Consider the following 19018-nt stretch of genomic DNA (forward strand, 5'->3'; position numbering starts at 1 on the left):
TAGGTTGAATTAGCTTATACAAAAAAGTCCTCAGCCGATAGCCAGAGACATAACTCAAGGCTATCGGTTACCTGGATTTGATCCTATTTGCATTTGATACAAACGTCCTCAGCGGTAATAGGGCCCTGGTACCACCGAATCACGTAATTTTAACTCACCGATGAAAGGGGGCAGCGGTAGCACCGGTTTGCCCGCAATCAGCTTCAACGCCTGAGTAATGGCGGCTTCAATCATCGCATCAATCGGCAGATACACAGTTGAGAGTGCCGGTTGCAGGTAAGGTGCGGTAGGTTCGTCATCAAAACCAAATAACGAAACATCTTGTGGTAGCTTTTTCCCCGCCTGATTAAGGGCTTTCATCGCCCCGATAGTCATATCATCATTGTAGATAAACAGCGCGCTGAAGCTAATATCGCGTGCCAATAGCGCCTGACATCCTTGATAACCGTCAGGTACGCCACTATCGCCATGGATAATCAGATCTTCATTCAGCGCGATTCCGTGCGCCTCCAGCGCTTGCTGATAACCGGCAAGGCGGGATTGGGCCGTGGAGGTGGTGATTGGCCCGGTAATATAGGCAATATCACGATGCCCTTGCTGTATCAGATAATTAACCGCATTAAATGCAGCTTGTTGCTGTTCGAAGAACACACAGCGCTCACGGGCCTGGGGTAAATCACGATTAATAACCATCAAGGGGGCGGCAACGTTGGCAAGCAATTGCATTAAATCAGCTTCAGACATTGAGCGAGTGTAAAGAATAATGGCATCACAGCAACGGTCAGCCAGTAACTGAACTGCCTGCTGTTCGCCTTGTGGCGTATCGTGGCCATCTGTCACGATCAAATGCTTACCACTGGCTTCAATCAGTTTCGCAGCCTGCTGGAGTAAACGGCCAAAGTAGGGGCCTTCAAAGTTCGAAACCACTAACCCGATGCTGTTGGAGCTTCTGTTGGCCAGTGATTGTGCTAGAAAATTAGGGCGGTAACCCAGTTCGTCCATCGCCTTAAACACCGCCTCACGGGTGCTTTCCTTCACCTGCCCGGTGCCGTTTAATACCCGGGAGACAGTGGCCTTGGAAACACCGGCGCGCAAAGAGACATCCAACATGGTAATCATCAATCGTAAACCTCTTGGCTGGGTAGCTATTGCCCCAGTCGGCCCGTGTCATAACACGATAACTGCCGGGCGTGGCACTCTCGTTGGGTGCGGCGTAGTGGGCGATTTTTGTGGCATAACTGCCGGATATCGCGGCAGTTTAGCATAGCGCAGGCGGGTTGCAGCTCTTTGTTATCGACAGTTCTCAGTCATCTGCGGGCGTTTGCGGGCTGGCGACAGAATGGCGGCGGACCAGCGTTGGGCTGAACATATTGGTGATTTCTGGCAACGGGGTATGGTTGGCCAGCGCCAGCGCCAATTCTGCGGCCTGTGTCGCCATCGCAACGACCGGGTAGCGGATGGTGGTCAGCCGGGGGCGCAGATAACGAGAAATTAATACATCATCAAAACCAATCAGTGAGATCTCTTGCGGCACTTCGATGCTGTTGTCGCTGAGAACAGACAATGCGCCAGCAGCCATGGAGTCGTTATAACAGGTAACTGCCGTGAAGTGTCTACCACGGCCGAGCAGGTCGGTCATGGCCTGTTCGCCGCCAATCTCATCTGGCGTACCGTAGGATATTAAGCGGTCATCAACCGGAATCTCAAACTCTTTTAGTGCGTCCAAATAGCCTTGTAGGCGATCAATGGCATCGGAAATTTGGTGATTAGAGCAAATAATAGCGATGCGTTTATGCCCTTGCTGAATCAGATGGCGGGTTGCCAACCAGGCACCATAACGGTCATCTAATGCGACACAGCGGGTTTCGAAACCCGGTAATGTGCGGTTAATCAACACCATACCGGGGATCTGTTCCATTAATGATGTCAATTCTTCATCGGACAGTTTTTTGGCATGAACCACCAGGGCGGCACAACGATGGCGAATCAGTTGTTCGATGGCCTGACGCTCTTTCTCTTCGTCATGGTAACCGTTACCAATCAGCAAGAAATTTCCGGTGGCATAGGCCACTTGTTCGACAGCTTTGACCATCGATCCAAAGAATGGATCTGACACATCAGAAACAATCATGCCTACCGTTTCAGTTGATTGCTGGGCCAGCGCCCGCGCATTGGCGTTTGGGTGATATTGCAGTTGTTCCATGGCGTTACAGACCGCCATACGTGATGTCTCACTGGCCTTGGGAGAATTATTGATAACACGAGATACCGTCGCGACGGAAACACCCGCCAGCTTGGCAACATCCTTAATAGTGGCCATTTTTCTTCCAGAGATTTTCAGGGTAATCGCTTACATCCCTCAGTTTTGCGGAAAACGGTGTTGCCCGCAAGGGGGGAAGATCGCAACTTGGTGAGAAAAAATCACAGAAACAGCAATTAGCACGATTACCTGTGGTTTTCGCAAGCCACAGGTTTCGATTTGACTTGCCTTGGTTAACCCAGCGCATCAAATGAAACGGTTAGTACAAAACGATTATGTTTAGTCTAAATTGTGCTTTGGTCTTACTGCCCGCTGAATGTTATTTTTATGATCTATTTAATTGCCTGAGATAGCCATGTCCATCATCCGTTACCCCCAGCTTGCCCACTGGGGCGCTTTTACCGCTGTTGTTGAAGATGGCAAACTGATCCGTTGCGAGCCATTTGCCAATGATCCCAACCCTTCTCGGTTGTTGGAATCCATTACACCCATGGTTTATTCCGATAAACGTATTCGCAAACCGGCGATACGCCGATCGTGGTTACAGCAGCGAGAGAAAAGTGATCGAACTTTGCGTGGTCGGGAAGACTTTGTTGAGGTGGAGTGGGATGTCGCGCTGGATTTAGTGGCGCAAGAGAATCGCCGGGTCAGGGACCGTTATGGCCCGTCAGGGATATTTACCGGCTCCTATGGTTGGTCTTCTGCCGGGCGTTTACATCACGCGCGTTCATTAGTCCGGCGTTTCTATTTCAGCGGCGGCGGCGGGGTTGATCAACTGGGCAACTACAGTTGGGGCTCGGCACAGTTTTTTCTGCCTTATGTGATTGGTACTTTTAGCCCGTTGACCGGCAGGGTGACATCATGGCCGAGTGTGGTTGAGCATTGTGAACTGTTTATTGCGTTCGGCGGGTTGGCACTGAAAAACGCTCAGGTCTCTTCCGGTGGCTCGGCGGAACATTCATTAAAACCCTGGTTGGAAAAACTGGCACAAAAAGGCACGCCAGTGATTAACATCAGCCCGATGCGGGATGATTGCCCGGCATTTGTGAATGCCGAATGGATACCGATTCGTCCCAATACAGATGTAGCACTGATGCTGGCGCTGGCTTATGAAATCCAACGTGTTGACGGGCAGGATGAGGCTTTTCTGGCTACTCATTGCGTGGGCTATGAGCAATTAGCTGATTACATTCGTGGGGTGAATGACGGTATTGCTAAAACCCCTGAGTGGGCCAGCGAGATTACCGGTATTCCCGCACCAAGAATTACCCTGTTAGCCCAGCAACTTATCGGTGTTCGCAGCTTTATGACCTGTTCCTATTCAGTACAGCGCGCGCACCGTGGTGAGCAACCTTACTGGATGGTGATTGCCTTATCAGCCATGCTGGGGCAAGTGGGGCTGCCCGGCGGTGGCTTCTCATTTGGTCATGGATCGATGAACGGTGTGGGTAACCCGCGGATAGACACGCCGGGGCCAAGCATGCCAGTGGGTAAGAACCCCTCTGGATTGGCTATTCCAGTGGCCCGCATTTGTGACATGTTGCTGCAACCGGGGCAGCCGTATCAGTTCCAAGGGGAAACCCATACCTACCCCGATATTCATTTAGTGCATTGGGCTGGCGGCAATCCATTCCACCATCATCAGCAATTGAATCGGCTGGTGGAGGGGTGGCAAAAGCCGGACACCGTGATTGTGCAGGATATCTGGTGGACACCTGCGGCTAAAATGGCCGATATCGTGCTGCCAGTGACCAGTTCGCTGGAACGTAATGATATTGGTGGCTCGTCACGGGATCGCTATGTATTGGCGATGCATCAGGCGATTGCGCCACAACATCAGGCCCGTAACGATTTTGATATTTTCGCTGATCTGGCCGAACGACTGGGTTATCGCAGTGAATTTACCGAAAATAGAGATGAAATGGCCTGGATTCGGCATATCTACCAGGAGTGCGGAGTGGCACAACAGCCACACGGGGTGGAATGGCCTGATTTTGAATCTTTCTGGCAACGGGGCCATGTTGATTTACCTGCTCCGCCAAAGGAGTTCGTGTTCTTTGATGCTTTTCGCGAAAACCCACAGACTAATCCGCTGCAAACGCCAAGTGGCAAAATTGAGCTGTTCAGTGAGAAAATCGCCAGCTATCACTATGAGGATTTTGCGCCTCATGCCGAGTGGCAACCACCGGTTGAGTGGTTAGGGGCACCACAAGCTGAGCAGTGGCCGCTGCATCTGATCTCTATTCAACCCGAGGATCGTCTGCATAGCCAACTTGATCCTGCACCATTGGCGCAAGGGAATAAAACTGCCGGCCGTGAAACGCTGTATATGCACCCACAAGATGCAGCCAAACGTGACATTACTGAGGGCAGTCAGGTTCAGGTCAGCAACTTACGGGGTCATTGTCTGGCGGGAGTGCGTATTACTGATGGTGTTACTCAAGGGGTAGTGTTAATGGCAACAGGGGCCTGGTTTGATCCCGGTTTCGGCGGCAAGCAGCATAAAGTTGAACAATCAGGTAACCCCAACGTTCTGACGCTAGACATTGGTACCTCGCGTTTAACTCAAGGCCCGAATGCAATGAGTTGTCTGGTTGAGGTGGCGCGGTACTAATTTTATCTTAGCCAGGCTTAGGGTGTTGCCGGTGGGATAGCGGCAGCACCCATTATTTTGGCAATGCACCTCAATGAATTACAAACCTATTTCGTCTTTCTGACAATGTTCACTACTGGTTACACTTTGCACGTAAATGTTGCGATTGCTTGCTGGCTGTGGCTTCACTGAAACGGATACAGTGTTCATCCCAGAGGTATTAATTGGTGAGTAATCAACATACGCTGTGTGTTAAAAGCCAGTTTTTTATTTGCACCAACCTACGCAGATGCGTAGGTTTTTTTTTATTTCTTCCTGCTGTTGCGATTATCAGCCCCCTCTTAGCAATATTTTAGCCACTATTATAGTATTCTCTCTTTTTCATATTCATTGTCTTATAGGGAAATAAACATGGGTTATCGCTTATTGCGTGCTCTTTTTCGTCGATTATTTCGTGTCACCATTGATGGTGTGACGGATCAGTTTACTCATCAAAAACTGATAATTACGCCGAATCATGTCTCTTTCCTTGATGGGGCTTTGCTCGCATTATTTCTGCCGATCAAGCCGGTTTTTGCGGTCTATACCAGTGTTTCTGAGAGCTGGTATATGCGCTGGCTAAAACCTTATATCGATTTTGTCGCACTTGATCCTACCAAGCCAATGGCTATCAAACATTTGGTCAGGATGGTGGAACAAGGCAGGCCAGTCGTGGTGTTCCCTGAAGGGCGTATTACCGTGACCGGCTCATTGATGAAAATCTATGATGGTGCTGCATTTATTGCCGCCAAATCAGGCGCTACGGTCGTCCCAATCCGTTTGGAAGGGCCAGAATTTACTCATTTTGGGCGTTTGGGTGATGTGCTCAAACTCCGCTGGTTCCCAAAAATCAGCATTCATGTTTTGCCTGCGACCACGTTACCCATGCCGCAAGCGCCGCGTGCCCGTGACCGTCGGGTGTTGGCGGGTGAACACTTACACGCCATTATGATGGCCGCGCGTATGGCTATCGTGCCACGGGAAACGCTGTTTGAAGCGTTGTTATCGGCACAAACTCGTTATGGGCGTTTTAAACCCTGTATTGAGGATGTTTCATTTAAAGAAGACAGTTATCAAACGCTACTGAAAAAAATCCTCGGTGTCAGCCGTATCCTGCAACGCTTCACCGCGCAGGGCGAGCATGTTGGGATGTTATTACCGAATGCGACGATTACTGCGGCGGCGATCTTTGGTGCTTCTCTGCGTGGCCGTATTCCGGCAATGCTTAATTACACTTCGGGTGCCAAAGGGTTGAAGAGTGCAATTACTGCGGCGTCGTTGAAAACCATCGTCACCTCGCGCCAGTTTTTGGAAAAAGGCAAACTGACACATTTGCCCGAACAGGTTACTGAGGCAAATTGGGTCTATCTGGAAGATTTAAAAGACACGGTTACGCTGACCGACAAATTGTGGATTTTATTCCATTTATGTTGTCCGCGCCGGGCGATGTTGCCACAACAGGCGGATGATAGCGCACTGATTTTGTTCACTTCCGGCTCGGAGGGGAACCCAAAAGGCGTAGTACATTCTCATGCAAGTATATTGGCTAACGTTGAGCAGATCCGCACCATTGCTGATTTCACCCCGCGTGATCGCTTTATGTCTTCGCTGCCGCTGTTCCATGCTTTCGGCCTGACGGTGGGGTTATTCACTCCGCTGATGACCGGTAGCCGAGTATTCCTTTATCCCAGCCCGCTGCATTATCGGGTGGTGCCAGAATTGGTGTATGACCGTAACTGCACCGTGCTGTTTGGCACGTCAACTTTCTTGGGCAACTATGCTCGCTTTGCTCATCCTTATGATTTTGCTCGGTTGCGTTATGTGGTGGCTGGGGCTGAAAAACTGGCTGATAGCACCAAACAGATTTGGCAGGACAAATTCGGTATTCGTATTCTGGAAGGGTATGGCGTCACCGAATGTGCGCCGGTAGTGGCGATTAACGTGCCGATGGCAGCGAAAGTGAATACCGTTGGGCGCATTCTTCCTGGTATGGAGGCGCGCTTGATAACTGTGCCGGGAATCGAGCAAGGTGGGCGTTTGCAATTGCGCGGCCCCAATATTATGCGCGGTTATCTGCGCGTAGAGCATCCGGGGGTGTTGGAACAACCGGCGGCGGAGAATGCTCAGGGTGAGCGTGAGGAGGGTTGGTACGATACCGGTGATATTGTCACCCTCGATGAGCGGGGGTTCTGCGCCATTCGCGGGCGGGTGAAGCGTTTTGCCAAATTAGCTGGTGAAATGGTATCACTGGAGAGTGTCGAACAACTGGCATTACGTATCTCGCCCGAGGGGCAACATGCCGCAGCGGCTAAAACCGACAGCGCCAAAGGAGAAGCACTGGTGCTGTTTACCACTGACAGTGAAATTACCCGCGAACGGCTGATTAAAGCCGCACGTGAGGGTGGGGTGCCAGAACTGGCAGTTCCACGTGATATCAGAGTGGTGAAAGCATTACCCCTACTGGGGAGTGGTAAACCTGACTTTGTTACGTTAACTAAAATGGCACAAGATGCGGAGATGAGCGAATGAGTCAGCAAGCATTGTCAGATAAGCCTTTGCTCTCCAGAGGAATGATCGCTGTACTTGGCGCTCAGTTTTTCTCAGCTTTTGGTGATAATGCACTGCTTTTTGCCACCTTGGCATTAATTAAGCAGCAGTTATATCCCGACTGGAGCCAGCCTATCTTGCAAATGGCCTTTGTGGCCACTTATATCATCCTGGCTCCGTTTGTCGGGCAAGTGGCTGATAGCTTTGCCAAAGGGCGTGTGATGATGGTCGCGAATGGCCTGAAGTTGGCTGGTGCATTAGTTATCTGTTTTGGTCTGAATCCATTTCTTGGTTACAGCCTGGTTGGCGTCGGGGCCGCGGCTTATTCACCAGCTAAATATGGCATCTTGGGAGAAATCACTTCCGGCGAGCAGTTGGTTAAAGCCAACGGTATGATGGAGGCATCAACTATTGCGGCTATTTTACTCGGTTCAGTCGCCGGTGGGGTGCTGGCTGATTGGCATCTGATCGCGGCATTGAGTGTCTGTGCGCTGGTGTATGCCATTGCGGTGGTGGCTAATCTATTTATCCCACATCTGGCTGCTGCCCGAACCGGCAGCTCATGGCGGCCACGGGCCATGACCGGCAGTTTTTTTGCCGCATGCCGCATTCTGTGGCGGGATGGCGAAACTCGCTTCTCACTGGCGGGGACCAGCCTGTTCTGGGGCGCAGGGGTCACGTTGCGCTTCCTGCTGGTGCTATGGGTGCCGGTAGCATTGGGGATTGCCGATAACGGCACCCCGACGCTGTTAAATGCCATGGTGGCGATTGGGATTGTGATTGGCGCGGGTGCTGCGGCACGTTTCGTGACACTTAAAACAGTAAAACGCTGTTTACCGGCGGGGGTATTAATTGGTGTGGTGGTGGCGGCATTCTCACTGCAACACAGTATGCCAATGGCCTATTTACTGTTGATTATTATCGGGATCTTAGGCGGTTTCTTTGTCGTACCGCTCAATGCCTTGTTACAAGAGCGCGGCAAACAAAGTGTGGGCGCCGGGAATGCCATTGCAGTGCAAAATCTGGGTGAGAATACCGCAATGTTGTTGATGCTGGGGCTGTACTCGGTGGTAGTAAAGCTGGGTGCGCCGGTCGTCGCGGTTGGCGTTGGTTTCGGTGTGCTCTTCGCGCTGGCGATTGCGTTGCTATGGGGCTGGCAGTGGCAGCAACTGCGCCGTAAAGCGGCTAAATGATGGAATAATAGTCAATATCAATGCCACCGAGTGCGGCATTATTTATTGTCAGTAGTCTAAGGCCGCATTAGCGGCCTTTTTGCTATTTGAACTCAACTGAATTTAAGGTGCAGGGAAGGTAAAGCGGGTGTGGATTTCTTCCAATGCATTAAGCACCTCCTGCTCCAGAACGACATTCTGGCTATCAATATTACTTTTCAGTTGTTCCAGTGTGGTTGCACCTAACAGTGTACTGGCCACAAACGGTTGCTGGCGAACGAAAGCCAGCGCCATCTGTGCGGGGTCCAGCCCATGACGTTTTGCCAGTGCCACATATTCCGCTACCGCTAACTCGGATTGTGGCCCGGTATAACGTGTAAAACGGCTGAACAATGTATTCCGTGCGCCGGTAGGTTTTGCGCCATTAAGGTATTTGCCGCTCAGGGTGCCGAAGGCCAGGCTGGAATAAGCCAATAGCTCAATGCCTTCATGTTGGCTTATCTCGGCCAAACCAACTTCAAAGCTGCGGTTAAGCAGGCTGTAGGGGTTCTGTATTGAGACAATACGCGGTAAATCATGTTTTTCTGCCAGTTGCAGATAGCGCATCACCCCCCATGGGGTCTCATTTGATACACCGATATAACGGATTTTCCCTGCCCGCACCTGCTCGTTCAGGGCTTCCAGTGTTTCAAGCAAGGTGACCACTGCAGTATGTTCGCTGTAGCGATAATTCAATTTACCAAAACAGTTGGTTTCACGTTGTGGCCAATGTAACTGATAAATATCGAGATAATCAGTATTGAGGCGTCTAAGGCTATCTTCCAACGCGATGCGGATATTTTTCCGGTCCAGTGCCATATTGGGGCGAATCGGTTGATCGCTGCCGCGTGATGGCCCGGAGACTTTACTGGCTAAAATGATTTTGTCACGCTCACCGCGTGCTTTTATCCAGTTACCAATGTATTGCTCAGTTAACCCTTGGGTTGCTGGCCTTGGGGGCACTGGGTACATTTCTGCGGTATCGATCAAGTTAATACCGGCCGCAACGGCGTAATCCAGTTGCGCATGGGCATCGGCTTCACTATTTTGTTCACCAAATGTCATGGTGCCCAGACCCAGCAGGCTGACTTCTAATGAACTGTGGGGGATACGATGATATTGCATTGCCGACCTTCCTTAATGTCTGAAATTATCAGGCCATACCTTTGGTAGTTGGTATTGCAGCGTCGTTAGCTACGCCCACGCACCCGAATTTTCTATTTGAATAACTGCTTCAGGATGTGTTCGTTTGGCCTTACTGAAACACCAATTTTTTGGGTATAAGTAAAACTTGCCTTATTCGACTATATCGAAGCACCGCAGTTGGGGGAAGCGTGTAAGGGAAAAGTACAGAAAAAAGTGGGAAACGGGGCCGTGAACTGCTCCTGGAAGGTGTTGAACCCGCTATCTTGCAAGTGTATTGCTCGGCCCATCCTTGGGCCTCTCTATTGCAAGCAGCCTTCTCGCACCTTTAAATCTATTGAGTAGATGTTTTTTTATCAGTTGGCTTACTCTTTTTTCCGCGCATCAAATTCAGGGTTTCAACCCCCATTGAGAAGAACATAGCGAAGTAAATGTAGCCTTTTGGAATGTGGATCTGGAAACTTTCCAACATCAGCGTGAAGCCGACCAATATCAGGAAAGAGAGCGCCAGCATTTTGACTGATGGATGGCGATTAACAAACTCACCAATTGGTCTGGCAGCAAACATCATCACGCCAACAGAAATAACCACGGCAGCCATCATAATAAACAGATGATCTGACAGCCCAACTGCTGTTATCACTGAATCCAGACTAAAGATGATATCCAACAGCATAATTTGCACGATAGCCGCAAAGAAAGAGCTGACATTACTGGTGTGTTCAGTATCGCTCCCCTCAATGGTTTCATGAATTTCCTTGCTGGCTTTCCAGATAAGGAACAGCCCCCCTAACAACAGGATCAAGTCCCGCATAGAGACACCGTGGCCTGCCACTGTAAACAGAGGTTCGGTCAGGCGGATAACCCAGGCAATAGAAGCAAGTAATGCGAGACGCATTAACATGGCCCCAGCCAAGCCAATACGGCGGGCTCTGTTTTGTTGCGCTTTAGGTAATTTTGCGACCACCAAAGAGAGGAAAATAATATTGTCTATCCCAAGAACAATCTCCAGGATAGTCAGCGTGCCTAGCGCCAACCAGGCATTTGGATCGGCAACCCATTCAAACATTGCGCCTATACACCTTACGGAAACACAAAAATACAATTATACGCTTTTATTTATTAATCGGAACAGAGTCAAAGTAATTGGTGTTGCAGTAGGGAGTCTAGCGCACTGGTTACAACAAGAAATGACGGGCCAGCATCGGGCCAGTAAAGGTCTTTTTCAGATAAAAACCACGGGGTAGTGTCATGATCGGTTGCCCTTTTTCACCGATGGCTTCAGTTAACGCACGGCTATTGGCGGCCTTCGGGCGCAATTGGAGTACCTCACCGTGGCGAGCGGTGATGGTTTCTACTTTGCCAAGAACGATAAGGTCCATTAACTCTTCCCAGTCACGCCGCAGTAGTTCTTCTTCTTGCGCATTCGGGCTCCATAATAAAGGCGCGCCGACTCTACGTTCCGCGAGCGGGATCTGCCGCTCTCCTTCTACGGGTACCCACAATACTCGGGCCAGTTTATGCCGCACATGACTGCTTTCCCAAGTGATGCCACTGTTGCCGGTCAGGGGGGCGACACAAACAAAGGTGGTCTCCAATGGTTTGCCCTGAGCGCTGATAGGTATGGTTTTCAGCTCAATGCCGATGTCGGCAAAGTCCTGTTCAGGTTTACTGCCAGCACTGGCCCCCAAATAAAACTCCAGCAACATACCAACCCAACCTTTTACCCGCTTTAAGTCCGCCGGAATAACCCATTGAGCACGCGCTGCCAATTCGCCAAGGGTAAAACCTGACAAAGCTTGAGCACGTTGAAAAAGTTGATGTTCATCAGTGGGTGGTGCCGGTGGCAGTGAATAAACAGACATGGGGATAAACCTGCTAAAGTCGGTTAAAAAACAAGCTGAATTAAAAGTGACGCTAGATGTATTGTTATGCATTGTGGATGGAATGAATAATAGCATGATTTAACGGAAGTTTTCTTTCCTCTCATGGATGAAATACTTTTATTCTAATTATCTTGTGCACCTACTGACAGCGATAATGAACAGGATCTTACACCTATTTATCCACAGATTTATGGGATAACCCCAATAAATCCCGATCACTGGTTCAATTTACAGCCTTGACGACGGCTTTTTTTGCGAGTTTTACTCTTTTTTGCATAACTTTGACGCATTATCTGTGGATAAAAACTACATTGATGGATCTTTAGCCAGCTACAGATCCAAAACGGAGATAGATCACATATTACTGCCGTGAAAACCTGTGGGAAACCTGTTATTTTGTTGAAATTAATCATTTATTTTTTTAGATATTTTTGTCGTATAATTGCGTTAAAATGAGTTGTACCTACTTTTCCCTAGAGTTCTACACACCTATATCCACAGAAAAAGTGAATAAAATGTCGTGCGTAGCCCTGAGGGTGTTCATAACTTTGCTTATATCTGTGAGTTATCCCCGAGTTATCAGGTTTAGCTGGCTGATAAGCAGTGGTTTACCGCCTGTTGCTAGTGTGAAACAATCAGAGCATCTTTGAGTTTTAAGCTTATCGAGGTAGTCCGGTGATCGATGATGATGGCTACCGCCCGAACGTGGGTATCGTAATTTGTAATCGGCAGGGAGAAGTGTTGTGGGCCAGGCGTTACGGTCAGCACTCTTGGCAGTTCCCACAAGGGGGAATAAACCCCGGTGAAACACCAGAGCAGGCAATGTATCGCGAACTTTTTGAAGAGGTAGGACTTAACAAAAAGGATGTCCGAATTCTGGCTTCAACCCGTAACTGGTTACGTTACAAATTACCAAAGCGTTTGGTGCGTTGGGATACAAAGCCGGTGTGCATCGGCCAAAAACAACGATGGTTTCTACTACAGTTAATGTGTAATGAAGCCGATATCAACATGCAACGTAGCAGTACCCCGGAGTTTGATGGCTGGCGCTGGGTCAGTTATTGGTATCCGGTGCGTCAGGTGGTCTCTTTTAAACGTGATGTTTATCGTCGTGTGATGAAAGAATTTGCTGCAACCGTAATGCCTGTGCAGGAGGTTATTCCACCACGGGTACCGCCCGCTTATCGCCGTAAAAGAGGTTAAGTTAAGCCGATCATGCTCATGCGTTTGCGAGAAATAGTTGAGAAAGTGGCGATGGCAACCAGCCTGACGGATGCGTTAGAGCTGTTGGTCAATGAAACCTGTCTGGCGATGGACACGGAAGTCTGCTCGATATATCTGGCAGATAATGACCGCCGTTGTTACTACCTGATGGCGACACGGGGTTTGAAAAAGCCCCGTGGTCGCACCATTACGCTGGCTTTTGACGAAGGTATCGTCGGGCTGGTGGGGCGTTTGGCCGAACCCATTAACCTGGCCGATGCTCAGAGTCATCCCAGTTTTAAATATGTACCACAAGTTAAAGAGGATCGCTTCCGGGCGTTTCTCGGGGTACCTATTATTTATCGTCGACAGTTGCTGGGTGTATTGGTGGTACAGCAGCGCGAGCATCGCCAGTTTGATGAGAGCGAAGAGTCGTTCATGGTTACGCTGGCCACACAACTGGCGGGGATCCTCTCCCAATCGCAACTGAATGCGATTTTTGGCCAATATCGTCAAACACGAATCCGCGCGCTGGCGGCGGCTCCTGGCGTGGCAGTGGCGGAAGGTTGGCAGGATACTTCACAACCGTCCCTTGATTTGGTTTATGAGGCCTCAACGCTCGATACTGTTCAGGAGCGTGAACGCCTGACTCAGGCATTGGAAGAGGCTGCGGCAGAATTCCGTCGCTTCAGTAAGCGTTTTGCTGCCAGCTCACAAAAAGAGAGCGCGGCAATTTTCGATCTCTATTCGCACCTGTTAAATGATGCTCGCCTGAAGCGTGAGCTTTTCGCGCAAATTGACGCCGGTTCGGTGGCTGAATGGGCCGTTAAACAAGTGGTTGAACAATTTGCCGCCCAATTTGCCAGCCTGCAAGACACCTATATGCGTGAGCGAGCCAGTGACCTGCGGGCATTAGGTCAGCGCTTGTTGTTCCACCTCGATGATAGCACCTCTGGGGCCAGCCAATGGCCTGAGCGTTTTATCCTGGTTGCCGATGAGTTAACCGCCACTCTATTAGCCGAGGTGCCACAAGATCGTCTGGCGGGGGTGGTGGTGCGTGATGGTGCCGCTAACTCGCATGCCGCGATTTTAGTGCGCGCCATGGGCATCCCAACGGTGATGGGCGCTGATATCCAGCCTGCTTTGCTGAACCAGCGGCTATTGATTGTTGATGGCTACCGTGGTGAGGTGCTGGTTGATCCCGAACCGGTACTGGTCAAAGAGTATCAGCGGCTGGTTACTGAAGAGATTGAGCTCAGCAAGCTGGCTGAAGACGATGTCGAACAACCTGCGGCCCTGAAAAGTGGTGAGCGGATTCAGGTGATGCTGAATGCGGGTCTTAGCCCGGAACATGAGCAATTGCTGGGTGGGCGGGTTGATGGTGTTGGTCTATACCGCACTGAAATCCCTTTTATGTTGCAAAGCGGCTTCCCATCGGAAGAGGAACAAGTTGCGCAATATCAAGGCATGTTACAGCTTTATCCCAACAAACCCGTCACGTTACGTACCTTGGATATCGGTGCCGATAAACAGTTGCCCTACATGCCCATCAGCGAAGAAAACCCATGCCTGGGTTGGCGCGGGATCCGTGTAACGCTCGATCAGCCAGAGATCTTCTTGATCCAGGTTCGAGCGATGCTGCGTGCCAATGCCGGAACCGGTAATTTGGGTATTCTATTGCCAATGATCACCAGCCTGGAAGAAGTCGATGAAGCTAAACGCCTGATCGATCGTGCTGGGCGTGAGGTTCAAGAAGTCTTGGGCTATAAATTGCCACAGCCTAAATTGGGGGTAATGATAGAAGTACCCGCGATGATCTTTATGCTGCCCTACCTCAAGTCGCGAGTAGATTTTATCTCAGTTGGCACCAATGATCTGACCCAATATTTGCTGGCAGTAGATCGCAATAATACTCGCGTTGCGTCGCTGTATGACAGCCTGCATCCGGCGATGCTACAGGTGCTTAGCCATATTTTGACGCAGGCGACACAAGCGGGTTTGCAGGTGAGCCTTTGTGGTGAAATGGCGGGTGACCCGATGGGCGCATTGTTGCTGGTCGGGCTGGGTTATCGCAATCTCAGTATGAACGGTCGCAGTGTGGCACGAATTAAATACCTGCTGCGCAATATCGATTTAGCAGATGCGGCAGCATTGGCCGAACGAGTATTGAGCGCCCAAATGACCACTGATGTGCGTCATTTAACAGCAGCGTTTATGGAACGCAGGGGCTTAGGCGGCTTGATCCGCGGCGGGAAGTAAGCGTATCCCGTTGGCTCTTGGCCCTTGGCGCTATAGCGTTGTTAGTGCCAGTCACTGGCGACTATTCCAAGGCTTTTTGGTTTGTTTGCGAGTGACATTCACTTTCTGGGGTTGTGTTGTTTACAGAACTTTTCTGTTTGGTGCAGCCCAGACCGGCCTAAGCCTATGCTATTATGCGCAACCTGTAGCCCTAACCGGGCAAGAACATTAATTTTCTCAAAATATGAGACATTTCGTGGTGATAGATGAGCAATAGCTATCTGGCGTTTCCTAAATTTGATCCGGTCATTTTTTCCATTGGCCCGGTTTCCCTTCATTGGTACGGTTTAATGTATCTGGTGGGTTTTGTCTTCGCCATGTGGTTGGCGGTTCGTCGGGCAAATAAACCGGGTAGTGGCTGGACCAAAGAAGAAGTCGAAAACCTGCTGTATGCGGGGTTCCTCGGGGTATTTGTCGGTGGCCGTGTCGGTTATGTGCTGTTTTATAACCTGCCGATGTTCCTCGATAATCCACTGTACCTGTTTAAGGTATGGGATGGCGGTATGTCATTCCATGGCGGTTTGATTGGTGTCATCTGCGTGATGTTGTGGTTTGCCCGCCGCACTAAACGCAATTTCTTCCAGGTCGCTGACTTTATTGCTCCCCTTATTCCATTTGGTTTAGGCGCGGGCCGGCTCGGTAATTTTATCAACGGCGAGTTGTGGGGCCGTGTGACTACCGATACCCCGTGGGCGATGTTATTCCCAACCTCTCGTGGCGAAGATATCGCCATCGTTGCTGCTGACCCGGCGAAATGGCAGGCGATATTCAATCAATACGGTGTACTGCCGCGTCATCCTTCGCAACTGTATGAAATGATTCTTGAAGGGGTGGTGTTATTTATCATCCTGAACCTATTTATCCGTAAGCCGCGTCCTATGGGCAGTGTTTCTGGCCTATTCCTGATTGGTTATGGTGCGTTCCGTATTATTGTGGAGTGTTTCCGCCAGCCAGATGCTCAACTCGGCTTGTTCGATGGCGTGATCAGCATGGGGCAGATACTCTCTGTACCTATGATTCTGGCCGGTATCATTATGATGATTTGGGCGTATCGCCGTCCTGCGCAACAACTTTCGTGAGGTAACATGAAACAGTATCTGGATTTGATGAAAAAAGTGCTGGAAGAAGGCACTCCAAAAGCTGACCGTACCGGTACCGGTACTGTGTCGATTTTCGGGCATCAGATGCGTTTCAATTTACAAGACGGTTTCCCACTGGTAACCACTAAGCGCTGCCATTTGCGCTCCATCATCCATGAGCTGTTATGGTTCCTCAATGGCGATACTAATATTGGCTATTTGAAGGAAAATAATGTCTCAATCTGGGATGAATGGGCTGACGAAAACGGCGACCTTGGCCCGGTTTACGGCAAGCAATGGCGGGCTTGGGGGGCTGCAGATGGTCGTAAGATTGACCAACTCAGCAACGTGGTAAAACAGCTTAAGCAGGATCCCGATTCACGCCGTATCATCGTCTCAGCATGGAATGTGGGTGAACTGGAGCAAATGGCACTGGCGCCGTGCCATGCTTTCTTCCAGTTCTACGTGGCAGATGGCAAGCTTTCTTGTCAACTGTATCAGCGCTCTTGTGATGTATTCCTCGGCTTGCCATTTAACATTGCCAGCTATGCTTTACTGGTACATATGATGGCGCAGCAATGCGATTTGGAAGTGGGTGATTTTGTCTGGACAGGGGGGGATACACACTTGTACAGCAACCATATTGAGCAGACAAATCTGCAATTAAGCCGTGAGCCACGTGCATTGCCGAAACTGATTATCAAACGGAAACCTGACTCTTTGTTTGATTACCGTTTTGAGGATTTTGAAATTGAGGGGTACGATCCTCACCCAGGAATTAAAGCGCCGATTGCTATCTAATCTTTAGACCGGAGCCGCAATGGCTCCGGTTTTATACCCGTCACCTTTCAAGTTTCAGGGGGCTGCTCCTGTTTACTCGGTCCATTCCCATTCCCATTCCCATATCCAGCTCTTGCCTCTGCTTGTTGCCTCCCTGCATCTGGAAAGCTATTGGGTATATTTTCGTCAAACCCTTTTCTTTGCTACCAGCATCCTTCCTGCAATAAAAATGCGAGCTGCGCCGCACTCTTTTCTGCATTTATGTCGTCGTAGATAAAATTTTGCGCACCGTTTCCAGCCCTGATAATTCGTCACTCGACCTCAAATTTCAGCCACGTAAACTTACGCCATGGACACCAATATAAGATTAACGAAAACTTACCTGACTCGTAGGAATTCTCTTAAAAAACAAAAAGGTATCAGCCTGATTGAATTGCTGCTGGTGATTGTATTAGTGGGTATAACAGCACTTTGGGGGGCGCAAAGTTGGCATCATTACCGGCAGCGGGAACGGCTCGCAGACAGTGCTCGTCAGTTACTCGCCTTCTTAACACACTTACAAGCACAGGCTAATCGTCGCAATGACACAGAATTGCTGTGGATACAGCAGAATGGCCAGGGGTGCCTGGGAAGTGGTGATAAACCTACGGCTCGCTGTTCGGCACTTACCGACGGCGTGTTTATTCCACCTTACCCAGATGTCGCTATTGCGACTTCATTGCAAAAAGAGATGGGCTTCTTTGGTGTGAGGAATACGGCACAGGCAGGAAATATCATGCTCAGTAACCCGGCAGGGTCTATCCGGTTAGTTATTTCCAGTCGAGGGCGCTTAAGACTGTGTAGTGAGGGCCAGCCAATGTCAGGTATTCATATATGCTAATAATGGTCAAAAATATGCCAGCATCGGTCTGTTCTGGGCGGAAACGTATAACAGGTTTTACGCTACCGGAAATGATGTTGGCATTGAGCATTGGTAGTTTGATTATGCTTGGTGCCGCAGAGGTTTTCCCTAAGCTACGCAAACAAATATCAATTTTGCAGCAGCGCTATTATCTGGAGTTGGCACTGAGTCAGGTTATGGTTGTGCTAGAAAAAGATCTGCGGCGTGCAGGATTTTGCCATGGCGAGTGTCAGGGAAAAGCGGTTACAACCCATCATTATCCCGCAGAAGCGACAAATTCGTGTCTGATAGTTGCTTACGATCTCAATCGAAATGGTCGATGGGAAGGGGAGAAACATCAGGAGTCCGAATACTTTGGCTACCGCCTGCGTAATAAAGCATTAGAGGTCCAACGTGGTGAACTGAATTGCGCTGGCAGTGGGTGGGAAAAGCTGCTTGATCCACAAGAGATAACGATAACCCATTTTTCTATTAGTCGGTTACCTCAGCAAACATCAAATCAGGTTTATCGGGTGCAATTAGCGGGGCAAAAAACAGGTAATCCGGTAATCCATCATCAGCTTACTTATACGATACGCGGGAACAATCTATGAAGCTGAATCATCAACGGGGGACCAGTACATTGGCAGCCGTCGCTACACTTTTCGCTCTTGGTTTATTTCTGCTGTCAGCACTACACCGTCAATTGGATAATATTCAACAGATTACATCTGAAGAACAGCACTATTTACGTGCTTTTAATCAGGCAACATCATCACTGAACTGGGGGATACGTCAGGATTGGTCGTTCAGTTTGCCATGGCGGACAGGTTCAACATGGTATTGCATTCAGCAGCAGCAATATGGCTTAAAGGCCTGTGTTAAACCAGCATCACTAAGCGGTTTTTTTATTCTCAGAGGGGAGAGTTACCTCCTCGGTTCACAGCCACCCTTGATGCTATATCAACGGGTCATGCTGAATATTGGCAAAGGGTCTGTGGGTCACTATCAACTGGTTAAGGCAGCTCATGGCTGGTTGGATTTCTGTCCTGATAAGGATGCACAGTTTTGCGATTACTAAAATGCTGCAATAGGTGCT

17 protein-coding genes are annotated in these 19018 nt (G+C 49.6%); 11 read left to right on the top strand and 6 right to left on the bottom strand.

Annotated features, from left to right (window positions below):
• Positions 1-108 precede the first annotated feature (108 nt).
• Both A6J66_021330 and A6J66_021335 read right to left on the bottom strand, forming a co-directional pair.
• Complete coding sequence (locus tag A6J66_021330) at positions 109-1119, bottom strand: LacI family DNA-binding transcriptional regulator (protein ID PNM26470.1); 1011 nt, start codon at positions 1117-1119, stop codon at positions 109-111.
• Between the two features lie 184 nt (positions 1120-1303).
• A complete protein-coding gene (locus A6J66_021335; GenBank protein PNM26471.1) occupies positions 1304-2320 on the bottom strand; it encodes an HTH-type transcriptional regulator GalR in 1017 nt (338 codons plus the stop codon).
• 295 nt (positions 2321-2615) lie between these two features.
• Here A6J66_021335 and A6J66_021340 point away from each other — a divergent pair, with 295 nt between their 5' ends.
• The 3 genes from A6J66_021340 (at position 2616) to A6J66_021350 (ending at position 8632) form a co-directional block, all read left to right on the top strand.
• On the top strand, positions 2616-4874 hold the full coding sequence (locus A6J66_021340) for an Asp-tRNA(Asn)/Glu-tRNA(Gln) amidotransferase GatCAB subunit C (protein ID PNM26472.1): 2259 nt from the start codon (positions 2616-2618) through the stop codon (positions 4872-4874).
• A 390-nt stretch (positions 4875-5264) separates the two neighbouring features.
• The gene (locus A6J66_021345) at positions 5265-7421 is read left to right on the top strand and encodes a bifunctional acyl-ACP--phospholipid O-acyltransferase/long-chain-fatty-acid--ACP ligase (protein ID PNM26473.1); all 2157 of its coding nucleotides are present in this window, start codon (positions 5265-5267) and stop codon (positions 7419-7421) included.
• Complete coding sequence (locus A6J66_021350; GenBank protein ID PNM26474.1) at positions 7418-8632, top strand: lysophospholipid transporter LplT; 1215 nt, start codon at positions 7418-7420, stop codon at positions 8630-8632. Before A6J66_021345 ends, A6J66_021350 begins: the two co-directional genes overlap by 4 nt.
• A 102-nt stretch (positions 8633-8734) precedes the next feature.
• Here A6J66_021350 and A6J66_021355 read toward each other — a convergent pair whose 3' ends face one another.
• The 3 genes from A6J66_021355 to A6J66_021365 all read right to left on the bottom strand — a co-directional run bounded on the left by A6J66_021355 (position 8735) and on the right by A6J66_021365 (position 11658).
• A complete protein-coding gene (locus tag A6J66_021355) occupies positions 8735-9775 on the bottom strand; it encodes an NADP(H)-dependent aldo-keto reductase (GenBank protein PNM26475.1) in 1041 nt (346 codons plus the stop codon).
• 352 nt (positions 9776-10127) lie between these two features.
• A complete protein-coding gene (locus tag A6J66_021360) occupies positions 10128-10862 on the bottom strand; it encodes a TerC family protein (GenBank protein ID PNM26476.1) in 735 nt (244 codons plus the stop codon).
• A gap of 109 nt (positions 10863-10971) precedes the next feature.
• Complete coding sequence (locus A6J66_021365) at positions 10972-11658, bottom strand: DNA mismatch repair endonuclease MutH (protein PNM26477.1); 687 nt, start codon at positions 11656-11658, stop codon at positions 10972-10974.
• A gap of 473 nt (positions 11659-12131) precedes the next feature.
• Between A6J66_021365 and A6J66_021370 the strand changes: the two genes are divergently transcribed.
• The 5 genes from A6J66_021370 to A6J66_021390 all read left to right on the top strand — a co-directional run bounded on the left by A6J66_021370 (position 12132) and on the right by A6J66_021390 (position 17060).
• The gene (locus A6J66_021370) at positions 12132-12329 is read left to right on the top strand and encodes a hypothetical protein (protein PNM26478.1); all 198 of its coding nucleotides are present in this window, start codon (positions 12132-12134) and stop codon (positions 12327-12329) included.
• A 25-nt stretch (positions 12330-12354) separates the two neighbouring features.
• Complete coding sequence (locus A6J66_021375) at positions 12355-12882, top strand: RNA pyrophosphohydrolase (protein ID PNM26479.1); 528 nt, start codon at positions 12355-12357, stop codon at positions 12880-12882.
• A 12-nt stretch (positions 12883-12894) separates the two neighbouring features.
• Positions 12895-15141: a phosphoenolpyruvate-protein phosphotransferase PtsP gene (locus A6J66_021380; protein ID PNM26480.1), complete on the top strand. Its 2247-nt coding sequence runs from the start codon at positions 12895-12897 to the stop codon at positions 15139-15141.
• Between the two features lie 245 nt (positions 15142-15386).
• Complete coding sequence (locus tag A6J66_021385) at positions 15387-16259, top strand: prolipoprotein diacylglyceryl transferase (GenBank protein PNM26481.1); 873 nt, start codon at positions 15387-15389, stop codon at positions 16257-16259.
• A gap of 6 nt (positions 16260-16265) precedes the next feature.
• Positions 16266-17060, top strand: a complete 795-nt coding sequence (locus A6J66_021390; protein PNM26482.1) for a thymidylate synthase — start codon at positions 16266-16268, stop codon at positions 17058-17060.
• A 40-nt stretch (positions 17061-17100) separates the two neighbouring features.
• On the opposite strand, the gene A6J66_021395 is transcribed toward A6J66_021390, so the two are convergent.
• The gene (locus tag A6J66_021395) at positions 17101-17298 is read right to left on the bottom strand and encodes a hypothetical protein (GenBank protein ID PNM26483.1); all 198 of its coding nucleotides are present in this window, start codon (positions 17296-17298) and stop codon (positions 17101-17103) included.
• A 90-nt stretch (positions 17299-17388) separates the two neighbouring features.
• Here A6J66_021395 and A6J66_021400 point away from each other — a divergent pair, with 90 nt between their 5' ends.
• From A6J66_021400 to A6J66_021410, 3 genes are read left to right on the top strand one after another with little or no spacing between them, the layout of a single operon-like run.
• The gene (locus A6J66_021400; protein PNM26484.1) at positions 17389-17919 is read left to right on the top strand and encodes a prepilin-type N-terminal cleavage/methylation domain-containing protein; all 531 of its coding nucleotides are present in this window, start codon (positions 17389-17391) and stop codon (positions 17917-17919) included.
• Positions 17920-17933: 14 nt separating this feature from the next.
• Positions 17934-18533, top strand: a complete 600-nt coding sequence (locus A6J66_021405; protein PNM27115.1) for a prepilin-type N-terminal cleavage/methylation domain-containing protein — start codon at positions 17934-17936, stop codon at positions 18531-18533.
• On the top strand, positions 18530-19000 hold the full coding sequence (locus A6J66_021410) for a DUF2509 domain-containing protein (GenBank protein PNM26485.1): 471 nt from the start codon (positions 18530-18532) through the stop codon (positions 18998-19000). The genes A6J66_021405 and A6J66_021410 overlap by 4 nt, the downstream gene beginning before the upstream one ends.
• Positions 19001-19018: the final 18 nt, after the last annotated feature.

Source organism: Yersinia enterocolitica, assembly GCA_002082245.2.
Lineage (GTDB): Bacteria > Pseudomonadota > Gammaproteobacteria > Enterobacterales > Enterobacteriaceae > Yersinia > Yersinia enterocolitica_E.

Coding starts and splice junctions, on each gene's coding strand:
- A6J66_021330 (PNM26470.1), bottom strand. CDS start 1,119: ATGATTACCATGTTGGATGTCTCTTTGCGCGCCGGTGTTTCCAAGGCC.
- A6J66_021335 (PNM26471.1), bottom strand. CDS start 2,320: ATGGCCACTATTAAGGATGTTGCCAAGCTGGCGGGTGTTTCCGTCGCG.
- A6J66_021340 (PNM26472.1), top strand. CDS start 2,616: ATGTCCATCATCCGTTACCCCCAGCTTGCCCACTGGGGCGCTTTTACC.
- A6J66_021345 (PNM26473.1), top strand. CDS start 5,265: ATGGGTTATCGCTTATTGCGTGCTCTTTTTCGTCGATTATTTCGTGTC.
- A6J66_021350 (PNM26474.1), top strand. CDS start 7,418: ATGAGTCAGCAAGCATTGTCAGATAAGCCTTTGCTCTCCAGAGGAATG.
- A6J66_021355 (PNM26475.1), bottom strand. CDS start 9,775: ATGCAATATCATCGTATCCCCCACAGTTCATTAGAAGTCAGCCTGCTG.
- A6J66_021360 (PNM26476.1), bottom strand. CDS start 10,862: ATGTTTGAATGGGTTGCCGATCCAAATGCCTGGTTGGCGCTAGGCACG.
- A6J66_021365 (PNM26477.1), bottom strand. CDS start 11,658: ATGTCTGTTTATTCACTGCCACCGGCACCACCCACTGATGAACATCAA.
- A6J66_021370 (PNM26478.1), top strand. CDS start 12,132: ATGAGTTGTACCTACTTTTCCCTAGAGTTCTACACACCTATATCCACA.
- A6J66_021380 (PNM26480.1), top strand. CDS start 12,895: ATGCTCATGCGTTTGCGAGAAATAGTTGAGAAAGTGGCGATGGCAACC.
- A6J66_021385 (PNM26481.1), top strand. CDS start 15,387: ATGAGCAATAGCTATCTGGCGTTTCCTAAATTTGATCCGGTCATTTTT.
- A6J66_021390 (PNM26482.1), top strand. CDS start 16,266: ATGAAACAGTATCTGGATTTGATGAAAAAAGTGCTGGAAGAAGGCACT.
- A6J66_021395 (PNM26483.1), bottom strand. CDS start 17,298: ATGCAGAAAAGAGTGCGGCGCAGCTCGCATTTTTATTGCAGGAAGGAT.
- A6J66_021400 (PNM26484.1), top strand. CDS start 17,389: ATGGACACCAATATAAGATTAACGAAAACTTACCTGACTCGTAGGAAT.
- A6J66_021405 (PNM27115.1), top strand. CDS start 17,934: ATGCCAGCATCGGTCTGTTCTGGGCGGAAACGTATAACAGGTTTTACG.
- A6J66_021410 (PNM26485.1), top strand. CDS start 18,530: ATGAAGCTGAATCATCAACGGGGGACCAGTACATTGGCAGCCGTCGCT.